The sequence below is a fragment of the Ruegeria sp. AH12 genome, assembly GCF_056541465.1.
The window spans coordinates 41,008-66,338 of record NZ_JBQFYL010000013.1 but is presented as its reverse complement, the minus strand read 5'-3'; the positions used below and the strand labels follow the sequence as shown (position 1 = coordinate 66,338).

Below are 25,331 nucleotides of genomic sequence, written 5' to 3'. Positions count from 1 at the left end.
CGCATATGCTGATCCGTGGCCTCAAACAGCTAGGGAACAGGGCGAATGGCGCAAAAGACGCTTTTGAAAGGGCGCATACTGAGTTTCGACGGATCGCCCTTTGACGGGGAACCTACTGACGCGACCCGTCTGGACGAGGCGCTGGTGATCGAAGATGGGCGCGTGCAAGCGGTCGGTTCACTGGACACGCTGGCCGCTGCCCATCCGGATGCCGAAGCGCGGGACTACGGCACCCACCTGATCATGGCCGGTTTTGTGGACCCTCACGTCCATTACCCGCAAACCGCCATGATCGCGAGCTGGGGCAAACGGCTGATCGACTGGCTGAACACCTATACCTTTCCCGAAGAGATGAAGTTCGGCGACACCAACTATGCGACCGAGATCGCGAACCGCTATCTCGACCTGACAACGGCGCATGGCACAACCACCATGTGCAGCTTCTGCACCATCCATCCCGAAAGCGTTGATGCGTTCTTTTCGGTTGCGCAGCAGCGCGGGCAACGGGTTGTCGCGGGCAAAACCTGCATGGATCGCAACGCGCCCGAGGGTTTGCAGGACACTGCGCAAACAGCATATGACCAATCCGAAGCGCTGCTTGAGAAATGGCACCACGTGGATCGTCTGTCTTACGCGATCACGCCCCGGTTTTCGCCAACATCCACGCCTGAACAGCTTGAGGCTTTGGGTGCGCTTTGGGCCGAGAATCCGCATTGCCTGATGCAAACTCATCTGAGTGAGCAGACGGATGAGATCGAATGGGTCAGGTCCCTGTTCCCCGAAGCGCGGGACTATCTGGATACGTATGAAAAATTCGGCCTGCTGGGTCGAAATGGCCTCTATGGTCACGTCATCCATCTAGAGGACCGTGAGCGCGACAGGCTGCGCGAGGTGGATGCTGCCCTGGTGCATTGCCCGACATCGAATACCTTCATCGGCTCGGGCCTTTTTGACATGAACGGGCTGATCCATGACGGGCACCGGGTCGGGTTGGCGACCGATACCGGCGGCGGGTCCAGCTTTTCAATGCTGCGCACCATGGCTGCAGCCTATGAGATCGGCCAACTGCGCGGTCGCCCTCTGCACCCGGCGCAATTGCTGTGGCTGGGTACTTTCGGGTCGGCGCGAACGCTGAGGATGGAAGACTGCATCGGCAATGTCGCACCTGGAATGGAGGCGGATCTGGTTGTCATCGACCTCGCCTCGACCCCAGCGATTGCCCAGCGCGAGGCCCATGCGGATGATCTGTGGGAGGCCGTGTTCCCGACCATCATGATGGGCGACGACCGCGCCATTGCCGAGGTTTGGATCGGAGGGAGGCAGGTCGCCCTTTGAATGCGCCTTTGGCGCATGCCTCCGGCGGAGATATTTTTAGCCAGATGAAGGGCGGATCCCGCTATTGCGCCAGCGCGCGCGCCAGGCGGTTTTGGGTTTCGATTGTTCGTGGCAGATCGATTGTCGTGATTTGACCGTCGCACACAATCTGGCGGCCTTCGACAAACAGGTGTTTGACCTGCATCGGCCCAGCAAGCAACAGGGCTGCTGGATCCCAGCTGCCCGCGCTTTCGAGGCTTGTAAGGGTATCCCAAACTGCAAAATCAGCCCGTTTGCCCGACATCAATCGCCCACAATCTGGCCGCCCCAGCACATCCGCGCCGCCTCGTGTGGCGATCTCCAGCGCTTCGCGGGCGGACATAGCGTCGGCCCCGTTCGCGACACGTTGCAAGAGCATCGCCTGCCGCGCCTCAAGCATCAGATTGCCGTTGTCATTGCTGGCAGAGCCATCCGCGCCGAGCCCGACTTTCACGCCCTGATTGCGCATGCTGCGCACCGGTGCGATACCCGATCCGAGACGGCAGTTTGAACAAGGGCAATGGGCTACCCCGGTTCTGCTTTTCGAAAACAGATCGATCTCGGCCCCGTCTAGCTTGACACAATGAGCGTGCCAGACATCGGGACCGGTCCAGCCCAGATCCTCGGCATATTGGCCCGGGCGGCAGCCGAATTGCGCCTGGGAATAGGCGATATCCTCGTCGTTCTCGGCCAAATGGGTGTGCAGCATGACACCCTTGTCGCGCGCCAGCAGAGCGGCATCGCGCATCAGGTCCCGGCTGACTGAAAAGGGCGAACAGGGCGCGAGACCAACCCGGCACATCGATCCCTCGCTCGGATCATGGAACGCATCCACAACGCGGATCATGTCGTTCAGGATATCGTTTTCAGCTTCGACGAGACTGTCCGGCGGCAGGCCTCCATCGCTTGCGCCGATGCTCATCGCGCCGCGGGTAGGATGAAAGCGCAAGCCCAGGTCTGAGGCAGCGGCAATCGTATCCTCCAGCCGCGCGCCATTGGGGTAGAGGTACAGGTGATCGGAACTTAGGGTGCAACCGGATAGTGCCAGCTCGGCCAGCCCGATCTGCGCCGAGGTGAATATTTCGTCCGGCCCGAACTGCGCCCAGATGGGATAGAGCGTTTGCAGCCAGCCAAACAGCAACGCGTCCTGCCCGCCCGGAACCGCACGGGTCAGGGTTTGATAGAGGTGATGGTGAGTGTTCACTAAGCCGGGAGTGACCACGCAGCCCCTGGCATCATGCACCTCGCCCGTGGTCTTCAGCCCATGGCCCAGCTGCGCGATCCGGCCGTTGCGGATCAGGATATCTGCATCGTTTAGCTCGCGACGGTCATCATCCATGGTCAGGATGGTATCTGCGTTTTTGATAAGAAATTCAGTCATAGCGGCACTCCTGCAATTGCCTGTCTCATGCAAGGAATGCGGGGCCGGTGGAAAACAGGCGTAAGAACCGGCTGACACCGGTTTAGCGTCAGGGCGTTACAGGGGCAATGGTTTAATAGGAGCGCAGGATGTCCAGCGCGGCCGCATGAATCTCGGCATTGGCAGCTGCAAGGGCACGTCCACCGTTATGCGCCGGTCCGCCTTGCCAATCGGTTACGATGCCGCCTGCAGCCTCAATCACTGCAATCGGAGCCTGAATGTCATAGGCGTTTAACCCCGCCTCGATCACCAGATCCGCCTGTCCCGCGGCCAGCAGCGCGTAGGCATAGCAATCCATGCCATAGCGCGTCAGTTGTACCTGTTTTGACACAGCTTCGAACCCTGCGCGATCTTCAGAGGTGCCGACTTCAGGGAAGGTTGTGAACAAGGTGGCTTGTTCGAGCGTCTTTACCCCACGCGTCGCCAACTGTGATGTGCCCAAGGGACCGGTCAGCTGCGCAATCTCGGACGATCCTCTGAACCGTTCGCCGATATAGGGTTGATCGATCACCCCCAGCTCTGGGCCGTCTGAGGTGCTGAGCGCGATCAAAACGCCCCAAGTCGGTGTGCCGCTGACAAATCCGCGCGTTCCATCGATTGGGTCCAGTACCCAAACGCGACCGCTTTGGCCTTCGGACTGGCCGTACTCTTCACCCAGGATGCCGTCATCGGGGCGAAGACGTTGCAACACCTCGCGCATTGCTTTTTCCGCCGCGCGATCTGCGATAGTGACGGGATCAAACCCGCCTTCCAGCTTGTTCGCGGTTTCAAGATCGTGTTGGCGAAAATGCGGAAGAATGGCCGCGCGCGCCGCGTCGGCCATTTCTTCAGCAACATCCATATCGGTCAGATGGGTCTGGTGCATGGGCCACTGGTGCGGCCAACGCCTGTCAAAGTCAAGCGCGCGCGATCAGATCACGCTACGTCACTCAGAACCCGTGCCAATTCGAACAGTCGGCGGCGCTGATTTTCTGGAATTGCGTAGTAAGAGCGCACCAGATCCAACGCTTCCTTGTCCCCCATCAGGTCCGCAGGCACAGATTTCTTTTCATCCGCGCTTTTCTGAACCTCTTCCAGCCCTTCAAAGAAAAAGCTGACCGGAACTTCCAACGCCTCAGCAATGTCCCAAAGGCGGGAGGCACTGATTCGGTTGGCACCGGTTTCATATTTTTGGATCTGTTGAAACTTGATACCAACTTGCTGCGCCAATTGCTGTTGGGTCATCCCAATCAGCCAGCGGCGATGCCGAACGCGCTTGCCCACATGGACATCGACGTGATGAGTCATTGGTATTCTCCTTTAGTACACAAACATCTGATCGGGATTGCGCGACGTCCGGTATCGCAACATTAGAGAATGGAATTTAACCATTCCCTAATACGGATCGTGCCTCCCCCGATTACAGCACTAGCTGCCTTTATTACTTTTTTTTGATCATTTTTCAAGATGGTTGAGTCATGCAGCCAGAACGATGGTTTATGGTTGTGTCCCTGATTGGCCAAAGCCGCCAACACCGTGTTGCTTTTTGGGTCAAGCTCGGCCGCCCAATATCATTGACAAGTCCCGCGCAAAACGCACCTATACCCGGTGCAGGGGGGTGATCAGATTATGCAGGCATTTCACATTCAATCCGCAGGTGAGCAGGCCAAGCTTTGCCAGATCACAACACCTAAACCCTCCTTGGGTCAGGTGCGCGTTGCGATCAAAGCCTGCGGACTGAATTTTGCCGACCTGCTGATGCAAAAAGGGACATATCAGGACACGCCCGCCGCTCCGTTCACATTGGGGATGGAGGTTGCGGGTGTCATAGATGCGGTGGGTGCCGATGTAAGCGGCATCAGCATTGGTGATCGCGTGGCCGTCTATTCAGGACAGGGTGGGCTGGCGGAATTTGGGGTTTTTGACGCCGCACGGGTGATATCACTGCCCGACACGATCAGCTTCGAAGAGGCGGCGGCGATCCAGATCGCTTATGGAACCAGCCACCTGGCGCTTGATCACCGTGCTAGGTTGCAACCGGGGGAAACACTGCTGGTTACCGGCGCGGCCGGCGGGGTTGGCCTGACAGCGGTCGAGATTGGCAAGTTGATGGGGGCAACCGTGATCGCGCAGGCACGCGGTGCGGACAAGCTGGCCGTTGCCAAAGCTGCGGGTGCAGATCACTTGATCGACACCTCAGAAGACCTAAGGGACGCGGTCAAAGCGTTGGGTGGCGCAGATGTCGTCTATGACGCAATCGGTGGCGACGTGTTCAAAGCGGCCTTTCGGGCCACGAACCCCGAAGGGCGTCTGCTGCCCATCGGGTTTGCTGGTGGCGAGATTCCGCAAATCCCCGCCAATCACCTACTGGTCAAAAACCTGACGGTGATTGGCTTCTATATTGGCGGTTATCTGACCTTCCGACCCGAAATCGTAAGGGACAGTTTCAACACGTTGTTTCGCTGGCACGGTGAAGGCAAGATCAAGCCGCATATCAGCCACATCTTGCCCTTGTCCGAAGTAGCACAGGGAATGCAGATGCTGAAAGAACGCAAGTCCACCGGCAAGGTCGTTATCACAATCTAAACGCCACTATCCCGCGACTGCACGCAGCTGGCTGCCCCCCAGCAGGCGGAAATTCTGCCTGACCAGATGCGCCAGGGCATCGACAACCGGGTCCCGCCCTTCATTACCGCCATAAAGGTTGATCATATGGGCAGGCAATTCCGGAAGCGCGCCACCTGATTCGATCTGTTCCAGATGCGCGGCCTCGGTTCCGTCCAGCATGGCATGAACAGCCAGATCGGCACTGACGGTGGCTTCGATGGTTCGATCATTCTCGGTTTCCACCGACAATTCCCAAGGGATGCCAGCCGCGTCCAACGCCGCGATCACCTGCGGGCGGAACAGGCATCGGCGCCCCAAAGCCAAGGGCAATGGACGCTTCCGCCAGGCAGATCCGCCCTGCGCACCGATCCAGCGCAGCGGTAGTTCGGCGATGGTTTCGGACCCATCAACAGGAGTCGGCTCGGTGGTCAGGATCACATCGCATTCGCCCCGCTTGAGCATGTCTTTTAACTGCAACGAATAGGATGACACCAGTTGCACCCTCACGCGTGGAAAGTCGGTGTTGAACCGTTGCAGAACGCGCGGGATGGCCGGGTAGACAATGTCATGTGGTACACCCAGCACCACTTCGCCCTCGAACGCCTGATCAGTCAGTTTCGAGATCACCTCGTCATTCAGCGCGATCATTCGACGCGCATAGGTCAGTAATTGCTCACCCGAGGCGGTAAGAGCGATCGTGCGCCCACTGCGATCCAGCAGTTCAAGGCCCAGCAACTCCTCCAGCCGCTTAAGCTGCATCGATACTGCAGACTGGGTCAGATGCAAAAAACCAGCCGCACGGGTGACCCCACCCTGATCCGCGACCGCCATGAACGAGCGCAAGGTGGTAATGTCCAGATTTCGCATCTTCACGATCCCTTATGTGACTCATCAAAAATATTCGTTTTTAAAATATGACATGCTTTGCCATATACATCAAGGAAGTTGATTTGTTTTCGGGAACCCATCAAGGAATGCAGAAAGGACAATAATTATGACCCAAATTGCACTCAAACAGACCCGTCAAAACGCAACGCGCCCTATGATGTCGTTGATCCAACACATGTTTGCAGTGAGGCGCCAGCGCCGCCGATTGATGCAACTGGACAATACGTCTTTGGAAGACATGGGAATTACCCGAGAAGAGGCGATGGAAGAAGCGCGCCGTTACCTTTGGGATGCCCCAAACTACTGGAAAAGATGACTCGTATGCTCATGTTTTTAGGGCGATAGGTGACGCTGGGTTGCCTATCGCCTTTTTTGTTGCGTGTTTTAGTCGGTTTTCCGCCGGAAACTCTTGAAATACAGCCGCTAGTTGCCGATATTTAACGGGAAACCGCCCCGCTTTGCCGGGGCGTAGTAACACGAGCTAAAGGGAGACCCTTTGATGGCACAATTCGACACGGTCCGGACGGTATCCGGCGCGCGCGCCGCCGAGATTGATCAGGGCCTGCGCGCCCACATGAACAAAGTCTACGGCACAATGTCCGTCGGCATGCTGATCACAGCATTGGCAGCCTGGGCGATTGCCGGGCTTGCGGTCACCAGCGACCCGTCAAATGCAGTGGCGCAGATCGGCGCTGACCGCTACCTGACCAGCCTGGGCGGAACTCTGTTCCTGTCGCCGCTGAAGTGGGTCGTCATGTTTGCACCGCTGGCCTTTATCCTGTTCGGCTGGGGCGCTCTGATGCGTCGCGGTTCCGCTGCGACTGTTCAGCTGGGCTTCTTCGTCTTCGCGGCCGTGATGGGCGTGTCGATGAGTTCGATCTTCATGATCTTTACGCCCTACTCGATCACACAGACCTTCCTGGTCACCGCAATCGCGTTTGGTGGTCTTAGCCTCTATGGCTACACCACCAAGCGGAACCTAAGCGGCATGGGCACCTTCCTGATGATGGGTGTGATTGGCCTGCTGGTGGCGATGGTGATCAACCTGTTCCTGCAGTCGGGCGTGATGATGCTGGCCATCTCGGCCATCGGTATCCTGATCTTTGCGGGTCTGACCGCCTACTACACACAGGATATCAAGAACACCTATGTCGCACATGCAGCACATGGCGATCAGGAATGGCTGGACAAAGCCGCCTTTGACGGCGCGCTGAGCTTGTACATCTCGTTCCTGAACATGTTCCAGTTCCTGCTGATGTTCATGGGGCAACAGGAATAAAGCCTCACAGCATTGCAAATGCGTATGGGCCGGTCGAAAGACCGGCCCTTTTCTTTTGTCCAACGTCATGTTGCAAAAGAAAACCCCCGCCTTTTAAGCGGGGGTATCCGAATAGAGATTGTTGGCTGTACTAGCTGCAGTTCAGCGGAACGGCAAAACCAGAGCTGCGGCTTGACGATCCTTTTCCGAAAACATCACCAGCTGCCAGACAGCCTGTAAAGCGTTCGGTCTCGTCTCCAAAGATTGCACCAATCGAGTTATCCACGCGTGTCGCGCTGTTGCGCGTGCGCAGAACACCATAGACCGTGCCGTTCACATCAACCGTACTGAGGAACAGATCGGTCGCGCTGCCAGACAATTGCACCGCATTGTCCGGGCTCACGCCACCATTGTCGATGGCCACCCGCGCCTTTTTGATAGGATCAACCTGATCACTGATTACAGCGATGGTTGGCAGTTCGGCCAGCTCAGCCGGAACATTGGTCGCTGGCGGTACAAAGGCGACCGCGCCGGGAACGTCCGAGATGGTACGGGGTTCACCATCAATTCCAGTGAACCCAACACCTTTGCGGTTAAAGGGATCTTCACAGGCCGCAAGGGCCAGAACGATGGTTGTGGATAACAAGATTTTTTTCATGGCGCTCAACATTTTGTGGCGGTTTGCTGAACCGTACTTGCAGGATTTGGTAAAAAGCAAGCCGCAGGCAAAACGATTGGCCCCAAGCCTGATGCGTCGCTGCAACGGCCCGTTGACCAACCGGATCGCAATATTACTTGCCACCGGGCAAGAAAAAAAGGCTCTGCCAAAGCAGAGCCTTTCCCGAAAGTCTTAGCAGAACGGCAGATTACTTGATCTTGCCTTCCTTGTACTCGACATGCTTGCGAGCGACCGGGTCGTATTTGCGAACGGTCATTTTCTCGGTCATGGTGCGCGCGTTTTTCTTGGTCACGTAGAAGTGGCCCGTGCCCGCGGTCGAGTTCAGACGGATCTTGATTGTCGTCGGCTTCGCCATGGTTATCTCCTGCGTCCGAAAAGGCAGGGCCCTTCGGTTGAATTCCTATGAGCGTGCGCTTTTACGCTGTGCACCGCCCATGTCAAGGCCAATCACACCTGCAATGCGCAGGTTTCGTTGCTGACCTAACGAGGCAAGGTCGGCGCGCCCATATAGGTGTGAATTTGATCCCGTTCGGCATCTGATAGGCCCAGAGCGGTTGCCAATTGAAGCAGGTAAGATGCCTCACGTTCGTTATCCAAACGAATCGCGGCCAAAGAGGTTGCGTAGATCTGTGCCTTGAGTGGCGCCCCCACATCAGCAGCGAGTCCCATGACATCAATCGGCGCCTCCATCTGGTCGAGGACAAAGGCGCGCTCCTCATCACTGATGTCGTCACCCAATTCGCCAATGATTGTCTGCTTTTCCTGTTCGTCCAGCTCTCCATCCGCCTTAGCGGCCTGGATCATGGCGCGCAGCATGAGTTTGGCCTGCTCCTCCATCGCAGCCCCGGCCGGGGTGCCTCTGAGCACTGTTTCCATCATATCGGCAGTTTGCTGGCCGCTGGTTTTAGCCGCACCCTGCATCGCGTTGAGCAAACCGCCCAAGCCCGCAGCCCCGGCTGCCCCGCCGCCCAGCCCCATCTTGCCGATCATGTCCTGCAATCCAGATGCGCCGCCTGGCATGCCAAACTGCTCCGCCATTTTTCCAAGCTGGTCCATGCCAAGACCACCGCCTGTGCCTTGCATCATGTTTTGCAAGCCGGCCATGCCGCCCATTTCCTTGTATTTCTCCATGCCCTTTGCCGCCGCAAAACCAACCGCCACGGATGCCAGTGTTTTGAGAAAACTCATACCGCTCCTCCCGGGTTCACAAAATCCATGTACGTCAGGGTAACAGCAGACGGGTTCTGAGAATACTGGGTGCTTGGCTGTGGGCGGATCGCCACTTAGCGGTCGGGTGATTTGAGATACGCGCGGAGGGCCTGTAAGCCGGATCTTGTTCCGGGGTTGCCCCCTTCGATGACCATTCCTCTAGGCCGTGCATTGCTGCGCGGCTCAAGCTGCCAACCCGGTCCCTCTGGGCCAAGACGTGCTTAGCGGCGGTATCGGCTTGCGCCGACCGGCCCGCGCGGGGACCCTATTTGGCATTGCTCCCGGTGGGGCTTGCCGTGCCGCCCCTGTTGCCAGAGGCGCGGTGGGCTCTTACCCCACCGTTTCACCCTTACCGTTGACCGAAGTCGCGGGCGGTCTGATTTCTGTGGCGCTTTCCGTCGGGTTGCCCCGCCCGGGCGTTACCCGGCACCGTTGCCTTGTGGAGTCCGGACTTTCCTCTCGGGTCTTGCGACCCCAGCGGCCATCCGGCCCTCCGCGCGTGGGCTGGGTATGCTGTGTTCCCAGTCACGTCAAGGGTGGATGGGACGGAGAAAGGGCCAGCCCCTTCTTGGCCTGCGGCCAATTCAACCCCAGGATATTTTTGGCCAGATGAAGACTGGATCAGTTTCGAAGATCAAAACGATTGAGTGGCGTGAAATCTGCCGGGCAAAGCGGACCTTTTCCCCAGGGTCGATACCTGAGGCGAATGGCAGCGAGGAGGGTTTCGTCGTCAACATCCGCCGTGAAACCTGCATCACTGGCCAGGGCGCGGAAGATATCTACGGGCGCATCTGCGGGTCCCTGGTCATATCCGCGTCGCGTCGCAAGGTTTTGCCGCTCCAAACGCTGCCAATCGAAGCGGGGGCCAGGGTCAATTTTTCGGCCGGGGGCCATGTCAGAGTGACCTATGACGTCCTCGGGCTGGATGGACCAGCGGGTCACGATTCCCCGCATCAGGTTTTCCAATGCGCTCATCTGAGGGTTAGAAAACGGGTGCGTCCCTGCGTTATCCAGTTCGATCCCGATGGACCGCGAATTTATGTCATCCTGCCCGCGCCACTCCCCTGCTCCGGCATGCCAGGCACGATCTTCTTCGCGCACCATCTGCCAGAGGGTTCCGTCATTGCCGATCAGGTAGTGCGCCGAGACCTCGGCCTGTGGATCGCAGAGCCGGTCCAGCGCGGCCCCTGCGCTACCCATCGCGGTAAAGTGCAGGACAATTAGCTGAGGACCAAGCCCATCCCGTCGCGCGCCGAAATTGGGCGACGGATGCCAGATGGCTGAAGGGTGATCAGTTGCTGACGGCACTGCGGAACGGGCTGGGATCCCAGTTACAGGCAAAGCCATCCCCATCCGGGTCCAACCCCTTGCGGTCGCGCTGAGGGCCACCACTGGTCAAAAACTCGATCTGCGCCTGATCCGCCGATGGGAACCGAGCGCAATTGCGTTGTGCCTTGGCTTGAAGGTTAAAGCCAGCCCGGCTGTAGAGCTGGGTTCCAACAGGGTTTGTGGTGCTGAGCGCGTATTGCACGATGTTGGGTTGGCCATCGACACCGCGTTCGGGCACGGCGGTTGGGGCGACAACCTCGTAGGTTTCGCGGTTTTGCTCAATCCGCGCCGCGTCAGATTCGATGCTGCGGCGGCCCGAGACAGCCGCGAAATCCTGCTCGTCAGAAATCGCCGGATTGCTGGGTGCAGGACCGGTTTGAGCAGTCTGGCCCGAGGTGTTGGCCAGCGCAGCCGCAGCCTGGTTCGCGATATCCGCATTTTCGCCAGTGGCGAGTGATGGCGGCAAGGCAGAACCTGGTGCGCCCAAGGGCTGTTGCGAGACATCGACTGGTGCCAGCAATGGGTTGTCGACGGTCCCCTGCCCGGCCAACTGTGCCTCACGTTGGGCCTGATAGGCTGGCGTGTTAAATCCCGTTCCCTGCACCGGCGCGACCGTATCGCAGGCCGCGACAAGGGCGATGACAGGAACCAAAGCAAAAACACGCATTCAACCGCTCCATTACTCGTGATCAGGCTGCCTGAGGCTTACCACCATTTCGCTGGTTTTGCCATAAAGCCCGCCGCGTTTTCCAACGCATAGGCGGTGTTGAGCAGGTCACCTTCATCCCAGGGCCGTCCGATCAGTTGCAGACCCAGCGGAAGCCCTTGTTTGTCGAGCCCCGCGGGTACTGAGATACCCGGCAGACCGGCAAGGTTCACGGTCACAGTAAAGACGTCGTTCAAGTACATTTGAACAGGATCGGCCTCTGTCATTTCGCCCAAACCGAAGGAGGCGGACGGGGTGGCCGGAGTTAGGATCGCGTCGATGCCTGCGGCGAAGACATCCTCGAAGTCTTTCTTGATCAATGTGCGGACTTTGCGGGCGCGGTTGTAATACGCGTCGTAGAAGCCCGCCGACAGCACGTACGTCCCGATCATCACGCGGCGCTGAACTTCGTGGCCAAAGCCTTCGGCGCGGGTTTTCTCGTACATTTCGGTGATGCCATCGCCCTGCGCCAGCGCCGCGCGGCGCCCATAGCGGACACCGTCATAGCGGGCAAGGTTCGAGGATGCCTCGGCAGGCGCGATCACATAGTAGGCGGGCAGTGCGTATTTCGTATGGGGCAGTGAGATGTCGACGATCTCCGCCCCTGCGTCTTTCAGCATCGCAGCGCCATCGGCCCACAGCTTTTCGATCTCGGCGGGCATCCCGTCCATGCGGTATTCTTTCGGAATCCCGATTTTCTTGCCTTTGATGTCGCCGGTCAGCATCGCCTCGAAATTCGGGACGGCCAGTTCGGCGCTGGTGGAATCCTTGGGGTCGTGACCGCACATGGTTTCCAGCATGATAGCCGCGTCGCGCACATTCTTGGTCATAGGGCCAGCCTGATCCAGCGAGGACGCAAAGGCCACGATGCCCCAGCGCGAGCAGCGACCGTATGTTGGCTTGATGCCGGTGATACCGACAAACGCGGCAGGTTGACGGATCGAACCACCGGTATCGGTGCCGGTCGCGGCCAGACACAGGTCAGCCGACACAGCCGACGCCGACCCGCCCGAAGACCCGCCGGGAGTCAACTGAGCGTCGTCATTGCCGCGCCGCCAGGGGCTGACCGCGTTGCCATAGGTCGAGGTTTCGTTGGACGAGCCCATGGCGAATTCGTCCATGTTCAGCTTGCCCAGCATCACGGCTCCGGCATCGGCCAGCTGCTGCGATACGGTGGATTCGTATTCGGGCTTGAACCCGTCCAATATTTTCGAGGCCGCCTGTGAGGGCACGCCCTTGGTGCAGAACAGATCCTTGATGCCGATCGGTAGACCGCACATCGACGGCGCGTCGCCGCCCTTGATCCGTTCATCGGCAGCCTTGGCGCGCTCCAGCGCGATTTCAGGCGTTTTGTGGACAAAAGCGTTCAGCGCGTCGGCGTCATCAATGGCCTTCAGGCAGGATTCCGTCAGCTCAACCGAGGTCACATCACCGGCGCGCAGCGCATCGCGGGCTTCGGCCAGGCCCAGTTTGTTCAGATCGCTCATGTCTTACTCCACCACTTTGGGGACGGCAAAGAACCCTTCGCGCGCGTCGGGGGCGTTGGCCAGAACCTTGTCCTGCTGGTTGCCATCGGTGACCACGTCCTCACGCCGCTTCAGGCGCATCGGCTCGACCGAAACCATCGGTTCGACGCCTTCGACATCCACTTCGTTCAGTTGCTCGATGAACCCAAGGATGGTGTTGAACTCGGATGCCAGCGCCGGCAGCGCGTCATCCTCGACCTTGATACGGGCCAGTTTCGCCACCTTGGCGGCGGTGCTTTGGTCAATCGACATCGGAAACCCTCATATGCGTTAGGGGGCATTTACCTGTCTGTTGCCGCAGTCGCAAGGCCAGTAGTCCCCGACAAGGGACAAGTTATCGTGTCGGATTTCGCCACCCATTCGCTGGTGAATAGCCGGTATGCACGTAAGTAAACCAATTAGTTCACTTCAAATCTTGAAAAACTAAACCGAACTGTTCATTTCATCTGTTGTGAAACGACACAAACCTGGAGACAGAACATGAAAAGCCTCATCACTGCCGTTACGTTGTCCGCCTCTCTTCTGGCCGCACCGGCCATGGCGATGGGCATCAGTTCACTGAACCTGACCCGTGATCTGACCTTCCCCACCCCGATCACCGAGCCGGTCACGCAAGATCAGGTCAAACCGGGCAAGTAAGCAGATCACCTGCCCCTCTGCCGGGTCAGAGTTCCCCCTCATCTGACCCGGCAATGACAGAATTGGGTGCTGCACATGTTGTGGCATCTCGCTACGGTGGCTTATCAAGACTGTGCGGATCGCCAAGATCCGCAAAAAGCCAGCGGAGTAAAACATGAGCGCGCGCAAACAAGCAGTTCTGGATGCCATCGACGCGGCCAATGCACATGATCCCAACGTTGATGATGGCCAGCCCGAAGCTTTGCTATACGGCAAACGCATGAGTGCCGAGATGGACCGGCTGTTTCCCAACGCCTCGGAAGCGCTACAGATCGCAGCGCGAGGGCAGCATATCGAGCGCTGGAAGTTGGCCCGAACCGAATATCCAGAGGGTCGCGCCGGATATCTGGCCTGGCGCAAGGCGCAAGGTGTGCACCATGCGGATGTGGTGATGTCCCTGATGGCCCAAGGCGGCTACAGCGAAACAGAGGTTGACGCCGCAGGCCGCATGTTGCGCAAGCAGGGCATCAAACGCGACGCCGAGGTTCAGGCACTGGAAGATGTGATCTGCTTTGTCTTTCTGAAATGGTATTTCCAGCCATTCGCAGACAAGCATTCCCCGGAAAAAATCCAGCGCATTGTCGAAAAGACCGCACGCAAAATGTCACCCGAGGGGCGCGCCCGGGTTTTAGTTGAATTTGACCTGCCGGAGCACCTGGCTGCAGCCTTTCAGGGTTAACATAAAGGCTGCGCTGAACCAGGTTCATTAATCGTGCGTTAACCAACGCCAGGTTAACTGAGCATGAACCATATTCAGCCCGCACGGGCGCTTCTTAACTCCAATTTCCGGGTCAAAGATGTCCAGAAATCTGTGTCTTGTCGTCGGCATCCTATTTGCCTTGGTTGGATGCCAGGAAATGCCTGCCAGCAAACCCGATGCAAAGGTCATTGCGGTCGGCGATTCGCTGATGGCGTGGAACTCGCCTTCGGGTTCATCAATCCCCGATGTTATCGAAGAAACGATTGGTGCACCGGTCGTTGACCGCACGGTGTCTGCAGCTTGGCTGCAAACGAAATTTGACCCGAATGGCGCACCTGAATCTGGGGTTCAGGCCCAATATGCCGAGGGCGATTGGTCCTGGGCCATTGTTAACGGCGGCGGTAACGATCTGATGCTGGGTTGCGGATGCACACGCTGTGATACCGTTCTGGACAATATGATCTCGGCTGATGGTCAGTATGGCCAAATTCCGCAGTTCCTGCGCCAGATTCGGGCGAACGGCACCCGCGTAATTTATGTCGGCTACTTGCGCAGCCCCAATCTGATCACACCGATCGAACATTGCAAAGCCGAAGGGGATGAGTTTGAGGCCCGCATTGCCAAACTGGCGCAGCGGGATGAAGGGATCACATTCGTCTCATCACAGGATGTGGCGCAGCCCGGCGATGCCTCATATTTCTCGTTTGACCTGATTCACCCATCGCGTAAATCCAGCCGGATCATCGGTCAGCGTGTCGCAGCCGTTATCAAAGCACAGGGTATTTGATGGCGCCCGCTCGCATGCGGATCAAAACCCTGCGATAGGCCTCAATCATCCAACCGAGCATCGTGGCATTCAGGATATGCCACATGAAATGTGTGCCTGTCGGGAACTGCGAACAGATCGGCTGATCCAAAGAACGGAACGTGATTGACAGGATCAGAATGAACGCGCCAATCGTCATATCCCTTGCAAACTGCGGTTGCCGCTGGCGCAATAGATAGGCGTAGATCAGGATCAACAAGGGCACAGGTGCATAAGCGGCCGAGCTGCCAAGGCCAGGCACCCACTGGAACAGCGGGATCGTCGCCGCTGCGTAGGGGACAAACAGAATGGTCCCACCCAGCGCATATCCCCATGGCATGCGCCAGATGTTTTTGTTTACGGCAAAGATGTAGATCAAGATGAAGAGCAGGATCGGCGTTACATCGGCAACGGCCGCCCAGACCTGTGCATGGGTATGAAACAAATAGCTGCCGACACCGATGATCCCAAGCACCAGAACCAGCCCCATCGCAAGAGGCATGTCTTGCCCGCGCACCCGCCGCCACATGATAAAGGCCGAGATCAGAAAGGCGGCATTGGTGATCGCATTGATCGGCTCGGCCCAATAGGCGGCGGACAATCTTTCACAATAGCTGTCGATTTCCTGCATCCAATCCATAGAATTTTACATAGCGGATGCTAGGCTGATGCCAATAGGCATCATTGGAGGATTTCAGCATGAACATCATTTGGTTGGGACATGGCAGTTTCCGCATCGAGACCGGCGGTCAAGTGCTGTTGATTGATCCCTGGCTGACGGGCAACCCGGTTCTGCCCGAAGACCAGCATGACGCCGCATTGGACGGGGCAACGCATATCCTGCTGACTCATACGCATTTCGACCACGTGGTCGATGTGCTGCCTTTGGCCAAGCACCTAAAGGTCCCAGTAGTGGGTCAGTACGATCTGATGGGCTATTGGGCCGAGGCCGAAGAGATCGAAACCATCGGGTTTAACAAGGGCGGAACCGTCAATCTGAACGGCGTCAAGGTTACAATGGTTCCTGCTTCGCACAGTTCCACATTCTCCACACCTGACGGGCTGCGGACCGGTGGTAGCGAGGTCGGCTATATGATCGCCGCCGAGGGGCGCATGCTTTATGTCTCGGGCGATACGGACATCATGGCCGACATGGATTGGATGGGCGACTATTTCAAACCCGATATCGGCATCCTCTCGGCGGGTGGCCATTTCACCATGGATATGAAAGCGACTGCCTATGCCGCAAAGCGATATTTCGACTTTAAGACGGTGATCCCCTGCCACTACAAGACCTTCCCGATCCTAGAACAATCTGCCCAGGCGCTTGTTGACGGGTTGCCTGGGGTCGATGTGATCGAACCCGAGGTTATGAAGGCAATCTCCCTCTGATGCCGGCCTCGGATTTCAGCACGCAGGAATACGCGGACCGTTTGGCCAAGACTCGCGCAGCAATGGCTCAACGCGGGGTTGAAACTTTGCTGATCACGGATCCCTCCAACATGGCCTGGCTGACGGGCTATGACGGATGGAGTTTTTATGTACCCCAAATGGTGATTCTGCCTGCAAAAGGCACCCCCCTTTGGTGGGGGCGCACGCAGGACAAAGCAGGGGCAGCCCAGACCACATGGCTGGACCCGTCTGACCTGTTGGACTGGCCCGAAGACCATGTTCAGCACCCTGATCACCACCCCGTCGACGCGCTGGTGACTACGCTGCGCGACCGAGGGTGGACCACCGGGTTGGGGGTAGAGATGGACAACTATTACTACTCGGCCGCCAGCCACCAGATTCTTGAACGCGCCTTTGGCGAATTAATCGATGCCACCGGCCTCGTGAACTGGCAGCGTGCGGTCAAAAGCGACGCCGAGATCGCAATGATGCGCAAGGCGGGTCAGTTGACGGCGCATATGCACGAGGTTCTGCGCGCGGCGTTTCGTGAAGGTCTGCCCAAAAACCAACTGGTTGCCGAAGTGCAAGCGGCAGGTATTGCCGGGTTGCCCGGCTTGGCTGGGGACTACCCCGCGATTGTGCCAATTGCGCCATCGGGTCGAGAAGCTTCGGCTTCGCATATCACCTGGAACGACAGGCCTTTGGCACGTGGTGAGGCAACCTATTTCGAAATCTCGGGATGCTACCGCCGCTATCACTGTCCAGCCAGCCGAAGCCTGTTCCTGGGCAACCCGCCAGACGATATTCGAAGGGCCGAAGCAGCGGTTCTGACCGCAATCGATACCACTTTGGCCGCCGCACGCCCCGGCACCACATGCGAGGAAATCGCCGCCTGCGTTTATGACTGCTTTGCCCGCGCCGGATATGAGAAGCGCAACCGCACCGGATATCCCATCGGGCTCAGCTATCCACCGGACTGGGGCGAGCGCACTATGAGCCTGAGGCCCGGCGACACAACGGAACTGCAGGAAAACATGACGTTTCATTTGATGCCAGGCCTGTGGACATCAGATTGGGGTCTGGCGATTACCGAAAGTTTTGTCGTGACCCCCGATGGCGGGCAACCACTGGCCGATATCCCGCGCGAGATGGTGGTGAAGCCTTAAGCGCGTTGCGCCGCGAAAAAACTTCTCAGCAATTCGGCGGATTCCTCTGCGGCGATACCGTCATAGATTTCGGGCTGATGATGGGCCTGCGGATGCGAAAACACCCGCGCACCGTGGGCAACGCCACCCGATTTCGGATCGGACGCGCCATAGTAAATGCGCCGGATACGGGCCGCGGCCATCGCTGCAGCGCACATGGCGCAAGGTTCCAGTGTGACATAAAGATCATGCCCCGGCAGCCGTTCTGACCCGGCTTCGGCGCAAGCAGCGCGTAAGGCCAGTATTTCGGCATGGGCCGTCGGGTCGTTCAACTCGCGCGTTCGGTTGCCGGCCGCAGCAACAAGCTGGCCATCGGGCGAGACGATAACGGCCCCAACCGGAACCTCGCCCCGCTTGGCGGCCGCGCGTGCCTCGGCCAACGCCTTATCCATATGCGATTTGAACACCATGCCTCTGACTGCCTCAGAAACCTGCCTTTCGCAAGCGGGCACGATGAGGTATGGCCGAGGCCATGAGTAATACCCCTCCTCCCGGCGATCGGATCGCCAAAGTGCTGGCCCGTGCAGGCGTCGCCTCGCGACGTGAGGCTGAACGTATGATCGAAGCAGGCCGCGTTGCGGTGAATGGCAAGGTGATCGACAGCCCCGCCCTGAACGTGACAGGCAAAGATAAAATTGTGGTCGACGGCAAACCAGTTTCTGAACCCGAACCCTCGCGCCTATGGCTCTATCACAAGCCGACCGGTCTGGTGACAACGACCAAGGACGAAAAAGGCCGCGCCACGATCTTTGACGAGTTGCCCGAGGATATACCGCGTGTGATGTCCGTGGGCCGGCTGGACCTGAACTCGGAAGGCCTCTTGCTGCTGACCAATGACGGCGGCATCAAACGCAAGCTGGAGCTTCCCTCAACCGGCTGGCTGCGCAAATACCGCGTTCGGGTGAACGGACGCCCCAAGGACGAAGACTTCACCCCCCTGCGCAAAGGCCTTGTAATCGAAGGCGAAAGGTTTCAGCCCATGACCGTGTCGCTGGATCGCCAGCAAGGTGCGAATGCCTGGCTGACCATCGGTCTGCGCGAAGGCAAGAACCGAGAGATTCGCCGCGCAATGGAGGACATAGGTTTCACCGTAAACCGCCTGCTCCGCGTTTCTTATGGCCCCTTCCAGTTGGGTGATCTGAAACCCGGTCAGGTTGAAGAAGTTCGCCGCCGTGTTATGCGCGATCAATTGGGGTTGGATGGAGGTGCCAAGCCCGAGGGCACCGCCAAACGAACCACGCGCCCGCAGCGAAAACGGCCCCTGATCGGCAAGAAACCCCGCAAGTGATGCGGGTTTAGCAACCTTCCCCCTAGCGCCAAGCCTGCGTATCCCCTAGATTTTCTGGGAACGCTGCGATTTGGGGGGCTGAATGTCCGGGAGCGGAGTGCAAAAACTGGCCTATGCGGCCCTGCTGGTGCTGTTGTTCGGCGTCTGCACCGGGCTGTTGGGGGGGCTGTAGCCATGGCCAAACGGTTTGGTGGCAAATACAGCCCGCAGGGCGGGTCTGAACCAGATGGACCACCGCCGCGCGGCCAATTTGATGGGGCGCGGGTCGAACCTGCTGGTGCAAGGGCCAACGTCTTGTTCATTCCAGCGATCCCGTTGGTCTTTTTGTCGTTGAATGATGGCGCAATTGGCATGACCATGGGCCTTGTGGCCGCTGGCCTGCTGACCGCTGCGGCTTTCTTGCTACGTGAGGGGTTGCGAGCCGAAGCAGCCTACAACGCACGCAAAACCGCCCGCCGCCCGGCCTTTCCGCGCAAGATCTTTGCCAGCATACTGACCGGTATCGGCACCGCGCTGGCCGCTTATCGGAGCGAGTATCTGGATGCCGAGGCCGTTGGCCATGCCAGCCTGTTGGCGCCAGTGTTGTTCGGCACAGCGGCCACTGTATTGCATTCGGTCTCCTTTGGCTTTGATCCGCTGAAGCACAAGGGCATGGAAGGCATCGACACATTTCAGCAAGATCGCGTGGCCCGCGTGGTTGATGATGCCGAAAAGCATCTGACCCAGATGACCGATGCGATCAAACGCGCAGGTGATCGCCGGATCGAAGCGCGGGTTGAACGGTTTCAGGACACTGCCCGCGACCTGTTTCGCACGGTCGAAGAAGATCCGCGCGATCTGGCCGGAGCGCGAAAATATATGACTGTGTATTTGCAAGGTGCGCGCGATGCGACCGTCAAGTTCGCCGATGTTTATGCCCGCACCCGAGACGGTCAGGCGTTGGCCGACTATTCAGCTCTGCTGGATGATCTGGAACAGAATTTCGCCGCGCGCACGCGCAAAATGCTATTGGATGACCGCAGTGATCTGACGGTTGAAATTGACGTGCTGCGAGACAGGCTGCAGCGCGAAGGCGTCCGGTTGGACTGACCGGCCACACAGTAAGCGAGGAACATCCCCATGTCCGATGAGATCAAGAACAAGGCGGTCGAAGCCGAAACCCTGGTGCAGGAAGTCACTGCCGTCGCCCTGCCCGAACCAACGACCGAGCTTGTCTCGCTGGAAGAAGCCGACGAACCAGTCGGCGCTGAGATTCGCAAACGCATGGGCGAAATCGACATGGGTGACACCAACTCCATCGTGTCTTTCGGATCTTCTGCTCAGGCCGAGTTGCAGGAAATCAGCCAGGCCATGCTGGCCGATGTGCGCAACAAGGATGTGGGCCCCGCCGGGGATAGCCTGCGCAATATCGTGACCACGATCCGTGGGTTCTCAGTCAGCGAACTGGATGTTCGACGCGAACGCAGTTGGTGGGAAAAACTGCTGGGCAAGGCCGCGCCTTTTGCGAAGTTCACCGCGCAATACGAAGAGGTTCAAAGCCAGATCGACCGCATAACGGACAATCTGTTGAGCCACGAACATACGCTGCTCAAAGACATAAAATCACTGGACCTGCTGTATGAAAAGACACTCGGTTTCTATGACGAATTGGCGCTTTACATTGCAGCGGGCGAAGAGAAGCTGACCGAGCTCGACAGTCATGACATTCCTGAAAAGGAAGCCGAGGTTCAGGCCGCGCCCGAGGAAGAACAGGTGATGAAGGCGCAGGAACTTCGTGATCTGCGCGCCGCGCGGGACGATCTTGAACGCCGGGTACATGACTTGAAACTGACCCGTCAGGTGACAATGCAGTCGCTGCCATCGATCCGATTGGTTCAGGAGAACGACAAATCGCTGGTCACCAAGATCAACTCGACCCTGGTGAACACCGTGCCTCTGTGGGAAACCCAGCTGGCACAGGCCGTCACCATTCAGCGCAGCGCCGAAGCTGCGGCTGCTGTGCGAGATGCCAATGATCTGACCAACGAACTTCTGACCGCAAACGCCGCCAATCTGCGCGAAAGCAACAAGATGATCCGCGAAGAGATGGAGCGTGGTGTCTTCGATATAGAGGCCGTCAAACAGGCGAATGCCGATCTGATTGGAACGATTAATGAAAGCCTTGCTATCGCCGACGAAGGCAAAGCCAAGCGCGCGGCAGCTGAACAGGAACTACAGAAGATGGAAGCAGAGCTGCGCGACACGCTCGCTGCTGCCAAAGCACGGCGTGATGGCACTGGCGACAACGCCGGAACGGCCGTTCCAGGATAAGGCAGGCAGGGGTGCGGCCTTTGACCCATACAAAGCTGGGCCTCGGGGTCGCTGCACTGCTGGCACTGGTCGGCTGTGAAGAGGTCCTGACGCCGTCTGCCGCGCCGGAACCGCGCCCAGTGCCCCCACCGCCAGCGGCCAATGCCTATGTGCCGCCGTCTGCCGCCAGTCAGGATCTTGCGCGTTTCTATCAACGTATCGAGCGCGACTTGTTGGCACGCGGTTTATTACGAACTGACGGGGGCGGCCCGGATACACCATATGACGCGAGCGATCTGGAACGTAACTTCGAGGCGATTGCATTCTACAGTGAATACCCAAACCACAGTATTTCAATCGGATCGCGCCAGACTGACGGGCAGCTCAGCCGTTGGGTTGGCCCCGTTCGCATCCAAACCGAGTTTGGACCATCGATCCTTCCAGCTACACGCCAGAAAGATGCTGCAGATGTGCAGTCTTATTCGGCACGACTGGCGCGGCTCACCGGGCATTCGATTTCGATCGTCACCCGCAAGCCCAATTTCCACGTATTTTTCGCAGGCAAGGATGACAGCGCCTATGTGGTGTCACGTCTCAGGCAGTTGATTCCAAACATAAGCCAAGCCTCGCTTGATCTGGTGGCCAACCCGCGCTCGAATTTCGATTGTTTTGTATTCGCCTCGGCAAATACCTCGTCGCCGAACAAATATGTGCGGGCGGTCACCCTGATACGGTCTGAGCTGCCCGATCTGGTGCGGCTCAGTTGTATTCACGAAGAGATTGCGCAAGGTCTGGGCCTGTCCAATGACAGCCCCGCCGCGCGCCCGTCGATCTTTAACGACGATGACGAGTTCGCACTGCTGACAAGTCATGATGAGAAACTGCTGCAAATGCTTTACGATCCGCGCCTCAAGCCCGGTGTATCGGTCGATCAGGCCCGCCCCGTGGTGCGGATCATTGCGCGTGAACTGATGGGTCAGCCGCTCTGACCCCTAAAAGACAGGAGACCCCAAATGGGAATTTTCGATTTTCTGACCGGAGAGTTCATTGATGTCATCCATTGGGTGGATGACACCCGCGATACCATGGTCTGGCGGTTCGAGCGTGAGGGTCACGAGATCAAATACGGTGCCAAGCTGACCGTGCGCGAAGGTCAGGCGGCCGTTTTTGTGCACGAGGGGCAGTTGGCGGATGTGTTCACGCCCGGCCTTTACATGCTTGAGACCAACAACATGCCAATCCTGACGACCCTTCAGCATTGGGATCACGGCTTTCAATCTCCGTTCAAGTCCGAGGTCTATTTCGTTAACACGACGCGGTTCAACGACCTGAAATGGGGCACGAAAAACCCAATCATGCTGCGCGATCCGGAGTTCGGCCCGACGCGGATCCGGGCCTATGGCACCTATACGGTGCGGGTGAAGGACCCGGCCAAGTTTCTGGTCGAGATCGTCGGCACCGATGGTGAATTCACCATGGACGAGATCAGCTTTCAGATTCGCAACATCATCGTGCAGGAATTTAGCCGCGTGATCGCGGGATCGGGCATCCCGGTTCTGGATATGGCGGCCAATACCGCCGACCTGGGCAAGCTGATTGCGGCTGAGGTATCGCCCGTGTTGGATAGCTACGGGTTGGAAATGCCCGAGTTTTACATTGAGAACATCTCGTTGCCACCCGCCGTCGAGGCCGCTTTGGACAAACGTACCTCGATGGGGCTGGCAGGTGATCTGGGCAAGTTCACCCAGTATTCAGCAGCCGAGGCTATGACGGCAGCGGCCAATAATCCCGGTCAGGGCGGCGGCATGGGCGCGGGCCTTGGCATGGGAATGGGCATGGCGATGGCCAATCAAATGGCGAATATGGCAGCGGGCCAGCCGAGCGGCCCGTGGGGATCTTCCGCCCCCGCTGCCTCGCAACCGGCTGCACAGATGGCCCCGCCACCCCCGCCCCCGGTTGAGCATGTGTGGCATATCGCAGTGGACGGTCAAACAAGCGGGCCGTTTTCCAAGGCCAAGATGGGCCGCATGGCTGCGGACGGAGAGCTGACGCGCGACACCCACGTCTGGACCGCCGGTCAGGATGGCTGGAAAAAGGCCGGGGACGTTCAGGAACTGGCGCAGCTGTTTACCATTTTGCCGCCGCCTCCGCCCGGAGCCTAAGTCGCACTATGACCGAAGAACACCGTTTCCCCTGCGCCCAATGCGGCGCGGATTATCGGTTCAGTCCGGGTGATGGCACGCTAACCTGTGATCATTGCGGTCATTCCGAGCCAATTGGCTCGGGGCCGTGGGGCGGTGCAAGCCTACGCGAGCTGGATTTTGATGCCGCGCTTGCGGATCGGCTGCCCGACAGTGAGATCGAAGAAACGCGGGTTCTGACCTGTTCCAACTGCGCCGCTCAGGTCGAGTTCGACCCCAACACCCATGCCGCTGAATGCCCGTTCTGCGCGACACCCGTAGTGACAGATACCGGGGTGAACCGCCATATCAAACCAAAGGGCGTGCTGCCCTTTGCGCTGAACGAACGCACCGCTCAGAAAGCCATGAATGATTGGCTGGGCAAGCTGTGGTTTGCGCCGAATGGATTGCAGGAATACGCACGCAAAGGGCGCAAGATGCAGGGTATTTATGTGCCCTACTGGACCTTCGATGCGGATACCAAATCCAGCTATCGCGGCGAGCGGGGCGTGGTCTATTATGAGACCCGCACCGTCATGCGCGATGGCAAACGGGTTCAGCAACAGGTGCCCAAGGTCCGCTGGACACCAAAATCCGGTCGGGTTGCGCGGTTCTTTGACGATGTTCTGGTGCTGGCCTCTCATTCCTTACCCAAAAGCTACACAGATGCGTTGGAGCCCTGGGATCTGCCCGCTCTGGAGCCGTATCAGCCCGAATACCTGGCCGGATTCCGGGCCGAGGCCTACACAGTCGAGTTGCGAGATGGGTATACCGAAGCGCGCCATCATATGTCCCGAGTGATCGAGCGGGATGTGCGCTTTGACATCGGCGGAGACCGCCAGCGTATCCATTCAGTTAACACCGATGTCAGAGATGTGACCTTCAAGCATATCCTGCTTCCGGTCTGGATGGCCGCGTATAAGTACCGAGGGGAAACCTACCGTTTTGTCGTTAACGGGCGCACCGGGCGCGTCCAGGGCGAACGGCCTTGGTCTTCGGTCAAGATCGCGATCGCTGTGGGGCTGGGCCTGATCGTTGCGGCCGGTGTTGGCTATCTGGTGGCAACGGGTCAGCAATAGCCCCCCTTGCGCAGGATCGGGGCTGCGGCCATCTTCAGCCGGAATTCTGCAAAGGAGAACGCGTTTATGACATTGTCTGCTTTGAATAATTTGCTAGAGCAGCGACATTCCTGCCGGGCTTTTCGCCCGGACCCGGTTCCCGCGCAGCAGATAGAGCAGATCGTCGCCAGCGCCTTACGCGTGCCCAGCTGGTGTAATGCGCAGCCCTGGCAATTGGTGATCACACGAGGTGAGGAAACAGACCGCTTCCGGCAAGCCTTGCAAAACGAGGTTGCAACTGGACAGCCCAACCCTGACATTCCCTTCCCGACCTCCTATTCCGGCCCCTATCAGGACCGTCGCCGCGCCTGCGGTTGGGCACTCTACAAGGCGGTCGGCGTCGAGCGAGGCGACCGGGAAGGATCCGCAGAGCAAATGATGGAAAACTATAAGCTGTTTGGGGCACCCCATTGCGCGATCCTGTCCAGCCCGGCTGAACTCGGCCCTTATGGCGCTATGGATTGCGGCGGCTTTGTCACCGCTTTCACACTAGCAGCTCAAGCGCTTGGAATTGCTAGCATTCCTCAGGCAGCAGTTGCCGCTTATGGGCCGTTTCTGCATCGATACTTTGATATCCCCGAGGATCGCCTGATCTTATGTGCACTCTCATTCGGGTATTCCGATACGGACCACCCGGCCAACAGTTTTCGAACAGATCGTGCCGCGTTGGGTGACATTGTCGATTGGCGCGGTTAAACCCACTGGGAATATTGGGGAGAGAG

Annotated in this window: 30 protein-coding genes and 1 other RNA gene; 17 read left to right on the top strand and 14 right to left on the bottom strand. The window is 58.4% G+C overall.

Annotation, left to right across the window (positions count from 1 at the left end; translation table 11 throughout):
- Positions 1-45: 45 nt before the first annotated feature.
- Positions 46-1,335, top strand: coding sequence for a guanine deaminase (guaD, locus tag ACR0EL_RS16890; RefSeq protein ID WP_480501241.1), 1,290 nt, complete (start codon positions 46-48; stop codon positions 1,333-1,335).
- A 61-nt stretch (positions 1,336-1,396) separates the two neighbouring features.
- Here guaD and ACR0EL_RS16885 read toward each other — a convergent pair whose 3' ends face one another.
- From ACR0EL_RS16885 to ACR0EL_RS16875, 3 genes are all read right to left on the bottom strand, one after another.
- Complete coding sequence (locus ACR0EL_RS16885) at positions 1,397-2,734, bottom strand: 8-oxoguanine deaminase (RefSeq protein WP_480501240.1); 1,338 nt, start codon at positions 2,732-2,734, stop codon at positions 1,397-1,399.
- Between the two features lie 112 nt (positions 2,735-2,846).
- The gene (gene hisN, locus ACR0EL_RS16880) at positions 2,847-3,638 is read right to left on the bottom strand and encodes a histidinol-phosphatase (protein WP_480501239.1); all 792 of its coding nucleotides are present in this window, start codon (positions 3,636-3,638) and stop codon (positions 2,847-2,849) included.
- Between the two features lie 50 nt (positions 3,639-3,688).
- A complete protein-coding gene (locus ACR0EL_RS16875; RefSeq protein ID WP_480501238.1) occupies positions 3,689-4,060 on the bottom strand; it encodes a helix-turn-helix domain-containing protein in 372 nt (123 codons plus the stop codon).
- Positions 4,061-4,381: 321 nt separating this feature from the next.
- Here ACR0EL_RS16875 and ACR0EL_RS16870 point away from each other — a divergent pair, with 321 nt between their 5' ends.
- Positions 4,382-5,338 (top strand): NADPH:quinone oxidoreductase family protein, encoded by a 957-nt coding sequence (locus tag ACR0EL_RS16870; RefSeq protein WP_480501237.1) that lies wholly within the window; start codon positions 4,382-4,384, stop codon positions 5,336-5,338.
- A 6-nt stretch (positions 5,339-5,344) separates the two neighbouring features.
- On the opposite strand, the gene ACR0EL_RS16865 is transcribed toward ACR0EL_RS16870, so the two are convergent.
- Entirely contained in the window at positions 5,345-6,226 is an 882-nt protein-coding gene (locus ACR0EL_RS16865; RefSeq protein ID WP_480501236.1) for a LysR family transcriptional regulator, read from the bottom strand.
- 127 nt (positions 6,227-6,353) lie between these two features.
- Between ACR0EL_RS16865 and ACR0EL_RS16860 the strand changes: the two genes are divergently transcribed.
- Both ACR0EL_RS16860 and ACR0EL_RS16855 read left to right on the top strand, forming a co-directional pair.
- A complete protein-coding gene (locus tag ACR0EL_RS16860) occupies positions 6,354-6,563 on the top strand; it encodes a YjiS-like domain-containing protein (RefSeq protein WP_480501235.1) in 210 nt (69 codons plus the stop codon).
- Positions 6,564-6,746: 183 nt separating this feature from the next.
- Entirely contained in the window at positions 6,747-7,526 is a 780-nt protein-coding gene (locus ACR0EL_RS16855; RefSeq protein ID WP_170531842.1) for a Bax inhibitor-1/YccA family protein, read from the top strand.
- 130 nt (positions 7,527-7,656) lie between these two features.
- Here ACR0EL_RS16855 and ACR0EL_RS16850 read toward each other — a convergent pair whose 3' ends face one another.
- A complete protein-coding gene (locus ACR0EL_RS16850; protein ID WP_480501234.1) occupies positions 7,657-8,163 on the bottom strand; it encodes a hypothetical protein in 507 nt (168 codons plus the stop codon).
- Here ACR0EL_RS16850 and ACR0EL_RS16845 point away from each other — a divergent pair.
- Positions 8,162-8,359, top strand: coding sequence for a hypothetical protein (locus tag ACR0EL_RS16845; protein ID WP_480501233.1), 198 nt, complete (start codon positions 8,162-8,164; stop codon positions 8,357-8,359). The two genes, ACR0EL_RS16850 and ACR0EL_RS16845, sit on opposite strands and share 2 nt — an antisense overlap.
- Before the next feature lie 12 nt (positions 8,360-8,371).
- Here ACR0EL_RS16845 and rpmG read toward each other — a convergent pair whose 3' ends face one another.
- From rpmG to gatC, 7 genes are all read right to left on the bottom strand, one after another.
- Positions 8,372-8,539, bottom strand: a complete 168-nt coding sequence (gene rpmG, locus ACR0EL_RS16840; protein WP_005630270.1) for a 50S ribosomal protein L33 — start codon at positions 8,537-8,539, stop codon at positions 8,372-8,374.
- Between the two features lie 125 nt (positions 8,540-8,664).
- Complete coding sequence (locus tag ACR0EL_RS16835) at positions 8,665-9,372, bottom strand: DUF533 domain-containing protein (protein ID WP_480501232.1); 708 nt, start codon at positions 9,370-9,372, stop codon at positions 8,665-8,667.
- A gap of 118 nt (positions 9,373-9,490) precedes the next feature.
- Positions 9,491-9,890: RNase P RNA component class A (gene rnpB / locus ACR0EL_RS16830), an RNA gene on the bottom strand.
- A 124-nt stretch (positions 9,891-10,014) separates the two neighbouring features.
- Positions 10,015-10,701: an N-acetylmuramoyl-L-alanine amidase gene (locus tag ACR0EL_RS16825; RefSeq protein WP_480501287.1), complete on the bottom strand. Its 687-nt coding sequence runs from the start codon at positions 10,699-10,701 to the stop codon at positions 10,015-10,017.
- On the bottom strand, positions 10,685-11,389 hold the full coding sequence (locus ACR0EL_RS16820) for a hypothetical protein (protein WP_480501231.1): 705 nt from the start codon (positions 11,387-11,389) through the stop codon (positions 10,685-10,687). Before ACR0EL_RS16820 ends, ACR0EL_RS16825 begins: the two co-directional genes overlap by 17 nt.
- Positions 11,390-11,427: 38 nt before the next feature.
- On the bottom strand, positions 11,428-12,915 hold the full coding sequence (gene gatA, locus ACR0EL_RS16815; RefSeq protein WP_480501230.1) for an Asp-tRNA(Asn)/Glu-tRNA(Gln) amidotransferase subunit GatA: 1,488 nt from the start codon (positions 12,913-12,915) through the stop codon (positions 11,428-11,430).
- 3 nt (positions 12,916-12,918) lie between these two features.
- The gene (gene gatC / locus ACR0EL_RS16810; RefSeq protein ID WP_170325838.1) at positions 12,919-13,206 is read right to left on the bottom strand and encodes an Asp-tRNA(Asn)/Glu-tRNA(Gln) amidotransferase subunit GatC; all 288 of its coding nucleotides are present in this window, start codon (positions 13,204-13,206) and stop codon (positions 12,919-12,921) included.
- A gap of 228 nt (positions 13,207-13,434) precedes the next feature.
- Here gatC and ACR0EL_RS16805 point away from each other — a divergent pair, with 228 nt between their 5' ends.
- The 3 genes from ACR0EL_RS16805 to ACR0EL_RS16795 all read left to right on the top strand — a co-directional run bounded on the left by ACR0EL_RS16805 (position 13,435) and on the right by ACR0EL_RS16795 (position 15,119).
- On the top strand, positions 13,435-13,593 hold the full coding sequence (locus tag ACR0EL_RS16805) for a hypothetical protein (RefSeq protein WP_170531829.1): 159 nt from the start codon (positions 13,435-13,437) through the stop codon (positions 13,591-13,593).
- A gap of 154 nt (positions 13,594-13,747) precedes the next feature.
- On the top strand, positions 13,748-14,311 hold the full coding sequence (locus ACR0EL_RS16800) for a DUF4202 domain-containing protein (RefSeq protein WP_480501229.1): 564 nt from the start codon (positions 13,748-13,750) through the stop codon (positions 14,309-14,311).
- A gap of 178 nt (positions 14,312-14,489) precedes the next feature.
- Complete coding sequence (locus ACR0EL_RS16795) at positions 14,490-15,119, top strand: SGNH/GDSL hydrolase family protein (protein ID WP_480501228.1); 630 nt, start codon at positions 14,490-14,492, stop codon at positions 15,117-15,119.
- On the opposite strand, the gene ACR0EL_RS16790 is transcribed toward ACR0EL_RS16795, so the two are convergent.
- Positions 15,100-15,777 (bottom strand): ceramidase domain-containing protein, encoded by a 678-nt coding sequence (locus tag ACR0EL_RS16790; protein WP_480501227.1) that lies wholly within the window; start codon positions 15,775-15,777, stop codon positions 15,100-15,102. The two genes, ACR0EL_RS16795 and ACR0EL_RS16790, sit on opposite strands and share 20 nt — an antisense overlap.
- 59 nt (positions 15,778-15,836) lie before the next feature.
- Here ACR0EL_RS16790 and ACR0EL_RS16785 point away from each other — a divergent pair, with 59 nt between their 5' ends.
- Complete coding sequence (locus tag ACR0EL_RS16785; RefSeq protein ID WP_480501226.1) at positions 15,837-16,529, top strand: metal-dependent hydrolase; 693 nt, start codon at positions 15,837-15,839, stop codon at positions 16,527-16,529.
- The gene (locus ACR0EL_RS16780; protein WP_480501225.1) at positions 16,529-17,695 is read left to right on the top strand and encodes a M24 family metallopeptidase; all 1,167 of its coding nucleotides are present in this window, start codon (positions 16,529-16,531) and stop codon (positions 17,693-17,695) included. Before ACR0EL_RS16785 ends, ACR0EL_RS16780 begins: the two co-directional genes overlap by 1 nt.
- Here ACR0EL_RS16780 and ACR0EL_RS16775 read toward each other — a convergent pair.
- The gene (locus tag ACR0EL_RS16775; RefSeq protein WP_480501224.1) at positions 17,692-18,144 is read right to left on the bottom strand and encodes a nucleoside deaminase; all 453 of its coding nucleotides are present in this window, start codon (positions 18,142-18,144) and stop codon (positions 17,692-17,694) included. The two genes, ACR0EL_RS16780 and ACR0EL_RS16775, sit on opposite strands and share 4 nt — an antisense overlap.
- Before the next feature lie 62 nt (positions 18,145-18,206).
- Here ACR0EL_RS16775 and ACR0EL_RS16770 point away from each other — a divergent pair, with 62 nt between their 5' ends.
- From ACR0EL_RS16770 to ACR0EL_RS16740, 7 genes are all read left to right on the top strand, one after another.
- Positions 18,207-19,022, top strand: coding sequence for a pseudouridine synthase (locus ACR0EL_RS16770; RefSeq protein ID WP_480501223.1), 816 nt, complete (start codon positions 18,207-18,209; stop codon positions 19,020-19,022).
- 174 nt (positions 19,023-19,196) lie between these two features.
- Entirely contained in the window at positions 19,197-20,111 is a 915-nt protein-coding gene (locus ACR0EL_RS16765) for a 5-bromo-4-chloroindolyl phosphate hydrolysis family protein (RefSeq protein ID WP_480501222.1), read from the top strand.
- A 30-nt stretch (positions 20,112-20,141) separates the two neighbouring features.
- Positions 20,142-21,332, top strand: coding sequence for a toxic anion resistance protein (locus ACR0EL_RS16760; protein ID WP_480501221.1), 1,191 nt, complete (start codon positions 20,142-20,144; stop codon positions 21,330-21,332).
- Positions 21,333-21,343: 11 nt separating this feature from the next.
- Positions 21,344-22,300: a DUF2927 domain-containing protein gene (locus ACR0EL_RS16755; RefSeq protein ID WP_480501220.1), complete on the top strand. Its 957-nt coding sequence runs from the start codon at positions 21,344-21,346 to the stop codon at positions 22,298-22,300.
- A gap of 24 nt (positions 22,301-22,324) precedes the next feature.
- Complete coding sequence (locus ACR0EL_RS16750; protein ID WP_480501219.1) at positions 22,325-23,473, top strand: SPFH domain-containing protein; 1,149 nt, start codon at positions 22,325-22,327, stop codon at positions 23,471-23,473.
- A gap of 8 nt (positions 23,474-23,481) precedes the next feature.
- Entirely contained in the window at positions 23,482-24,570 is a 1,089-nt protein-coding gene (locus ACR0EL_RS16745) for a TFIIB-type zinc finger domain-containing protein (protein ID WP_480501218.1), read from the top strand.
- 66 nt (positions 24,571-24,636) lie between these two features.
- Entirely contained in the window at positions 24,637-25,305 is a 669-nt protein-coding gene (locus ACR0EL_RS16740) for a nitroreductase (protein WP_480501217.1), read from the top strand.
- The last annotated feature ends 26 nt before the right edge of the window (positions 25,306-25,331 follow it).

What these genes read in the sequence shown, in the direction of transcription:
- ACR0EL_RS16850 (WP_480501234.1), bottom strand. Translation starts at nt 8,163, where the DNA reads ATGAAAAAAATCTTGTTATCCACAACCATCGTTCTGGCCCTTGCGGCC.
- ACR0EL_RS16875 (WP_480501238.1), bottom strand. Translation starts at nt 4,060, where the DNA reads ATGACTCATCACGTCGATGTCCATGTGGGCAAGCGCGTTCGGCATCGC.
- ACR0EL_RS16805 (WP_170531829.1), top strand. Translation starts at nt 13,435, where the DNA reads ATGAAAAGCCTCATCACTGCCGTTACGTTGTCCGCCTCTCTTCTGGCC.
- ACR0EL_RS16865 (WP_480501236.1), bottom strand. Translation starts at nt 6,226, where the DNA reads ATGCGAAATCTGGACATTACCACCTTGCGCTCGTTCATGGCGGTCGCG.
- ACR0EL_RS16855 (WP_170531842.1), top strand. Translation starts at nt 6,747, where the DNA reads ATGGCACAATTCGACACGGTCCGGACGGTATCCGGCGCGCGCGCCGCC.
- ACR0EL_RS16775 (WP_480501224.1), bottom strand. Translation starts at nt 18,144, where the DNA reads ATGGTGTTCAAATCGCATATGGATAAGGCGTTGGCCGAGGCACGCGCG.
- ACR0EL_RS16800 (WP_480501229.1), top strand. Translation starts at nt 13,748, where the DNA reads ATGAGCGCGCGCAAACAAGCAGTTCTGGATGCCATCGACGCGGCCAAT.
- ACR0EL_RS16745 (WP_480501218.1), top strand. Translation starts at nt 23,482, where the DNA reads ATGACCGAAGAACACCGTTTCCCCTGCGCCCAATGCGGCGCGGATTAT.
- ACR0EL_RS16765 (WP_480501222.1), top strand. Translation starts at nt 19,197, where the DNA reads ATGGCCAAACGGTTTGGTGGCAAATACAGCCCGCAGGGCGGGTCTGAA.
- ACR0EL_RS16740 (WP_480501217.1), top strand. Translation starts at nt 24,637, where the DNA reads ATGACATTGTCTGCTTTGAATAATTTGCTAGAGCAGCGACATTCCTGC.
- ACR0EL_RS16760 (WP_480501221.1), top strand. Translation starts at nt 20,142, where the DNA reads ATGTCCGATGAGATCAAGAACAAGGCGGTCGAAGCCGAAACCCTGGTG.
- ACR0EL_RS16860 (WP_480501235.1), top strand. Translation starts at nt 6,354, where the DNA reads ATGACCCAAATTGCACTCAAACAGACCCGTCAAAACGCAACGCGCCCT.
- ACR0EL_RS16795 (WP_480501228.1), top strand. Translation starts at nt 14,490, where the DNA reads ATGCCTGCCAGCAAACCCGATGCAAAGGTCATTGCGGTCGGCGATTCG.
- ACR0EL_RS16785 (WP_480501226.1), top strand. Translation starts at nt 15,837, where the DNA reads ATGAACATCATTTGGTTGGGACATGGCAGTTTCCGCATCGAGACCGGC.
- ACR0EL_RS16885 (WP_480501240.1), bottom strand. Translation starts at nt 2,734, where the DNA reads ATGACTGAATTTCTTATCAAAAACGCAGATACCATCCTGACCATGGAT.
- ACR0EL_RS16820 (WP_480501231.1), bottom strand. Translation starts at nt 11,389, where the DNA reads ATGCGTGTTTTTGCTTTGGTTCCTGTCATCGCCCTTGTCGCGGCCTGC.
- gatA (WP_480501230.1), bottom strand. Translation starts at nt 12,915, where the DNA reads ATGAGCGATCTGAACAAACTGGGCCTGGCCGAAGCCCGCGATGCGCTG.
- ACR0EL_RS16845 (WP_480501233.1), top strand. Translation starts at nt 8,162, where the DNA reads ATGGCGCTCAACATTTTGTGGCGGTTTGCTGAACCGTACTTGCAGGAT.
- ACR0EL_RS16870 (WP_480501237.1), top strand. Translation starts at nt 4,382, where the DNA reads ATGCAGGCATTTCACATTCAATCCGCAGGTGAGCAGGCCAAGCTTTGC.
- ACR0EL_RS16835 (WP_480501232.1), bottom strand. Translation starts at nt 9,372, where the DNA reads ATGAGTTTTCTCAAAACACTGGCATCCGTGGCGGTTGGTTTTGCGGCG.
- hisN (WP_480501239.1), bottom strand. Translation starts at nt 3,638, where the DNA reads ATGCACCAGACCCATCTGACCGATATGGATGTTGCTGAAGAAATGGCC.
- ACR0EL_RS16790 (WP_480501227.1), bottom strand. Translation starts at nt 15,777, where the DNA reads ATGGATTGGATGCAGGAAATCGACAGCTATTGTGAAAGATTGTCCGCC.
- ACR0EL_RS16770 (WP_480501223.1), top strand. Translation starts at nt 18,207, where the DNA reads ATGAGTAATACCCCTCCTCCCGGCGATCGGATCGCCAAAGTGCTGGCC.
- gatC (WP_170325838.1), bottom strand. Translation starts at nt 13,206, where the DNA reads ATGTCGATTGACCAAAGCACCGCCGCCAAGGTGGCGAAACTGGCCCGT.
- rpmG (WP_005630270.1), bottom strand. Translation starts at nt 8,539, where the DNA reads ATGGCGAAGCCGACGACAATCAAGATCCGTCTGAACTCGACCGCGGGC.
- ACR0EL_RS16750 (WP_480501219.1), top strand. Translation starts at nt 22,325, where the DNA reads ATGGGAATTTTCGATTTTCTGACCGGAGAGTTCATTGATGTCATCCAT.
- guaD (WP_480501241.1), top strand. Translation starts at nt 46, where the DNA reads ATGGCGCAAAAGACGCTTTTGAAAGGGCGCATACTGAGTTTCGACGGA.
- ACR0EL_RS16780 (WP_480501225.1), top strand. Translation starts at nt 16,529, where the DNA reads ATGCCGGCCTCGGATTTCAGCACGCAGGAATACGCGGACCGTTTGGCC.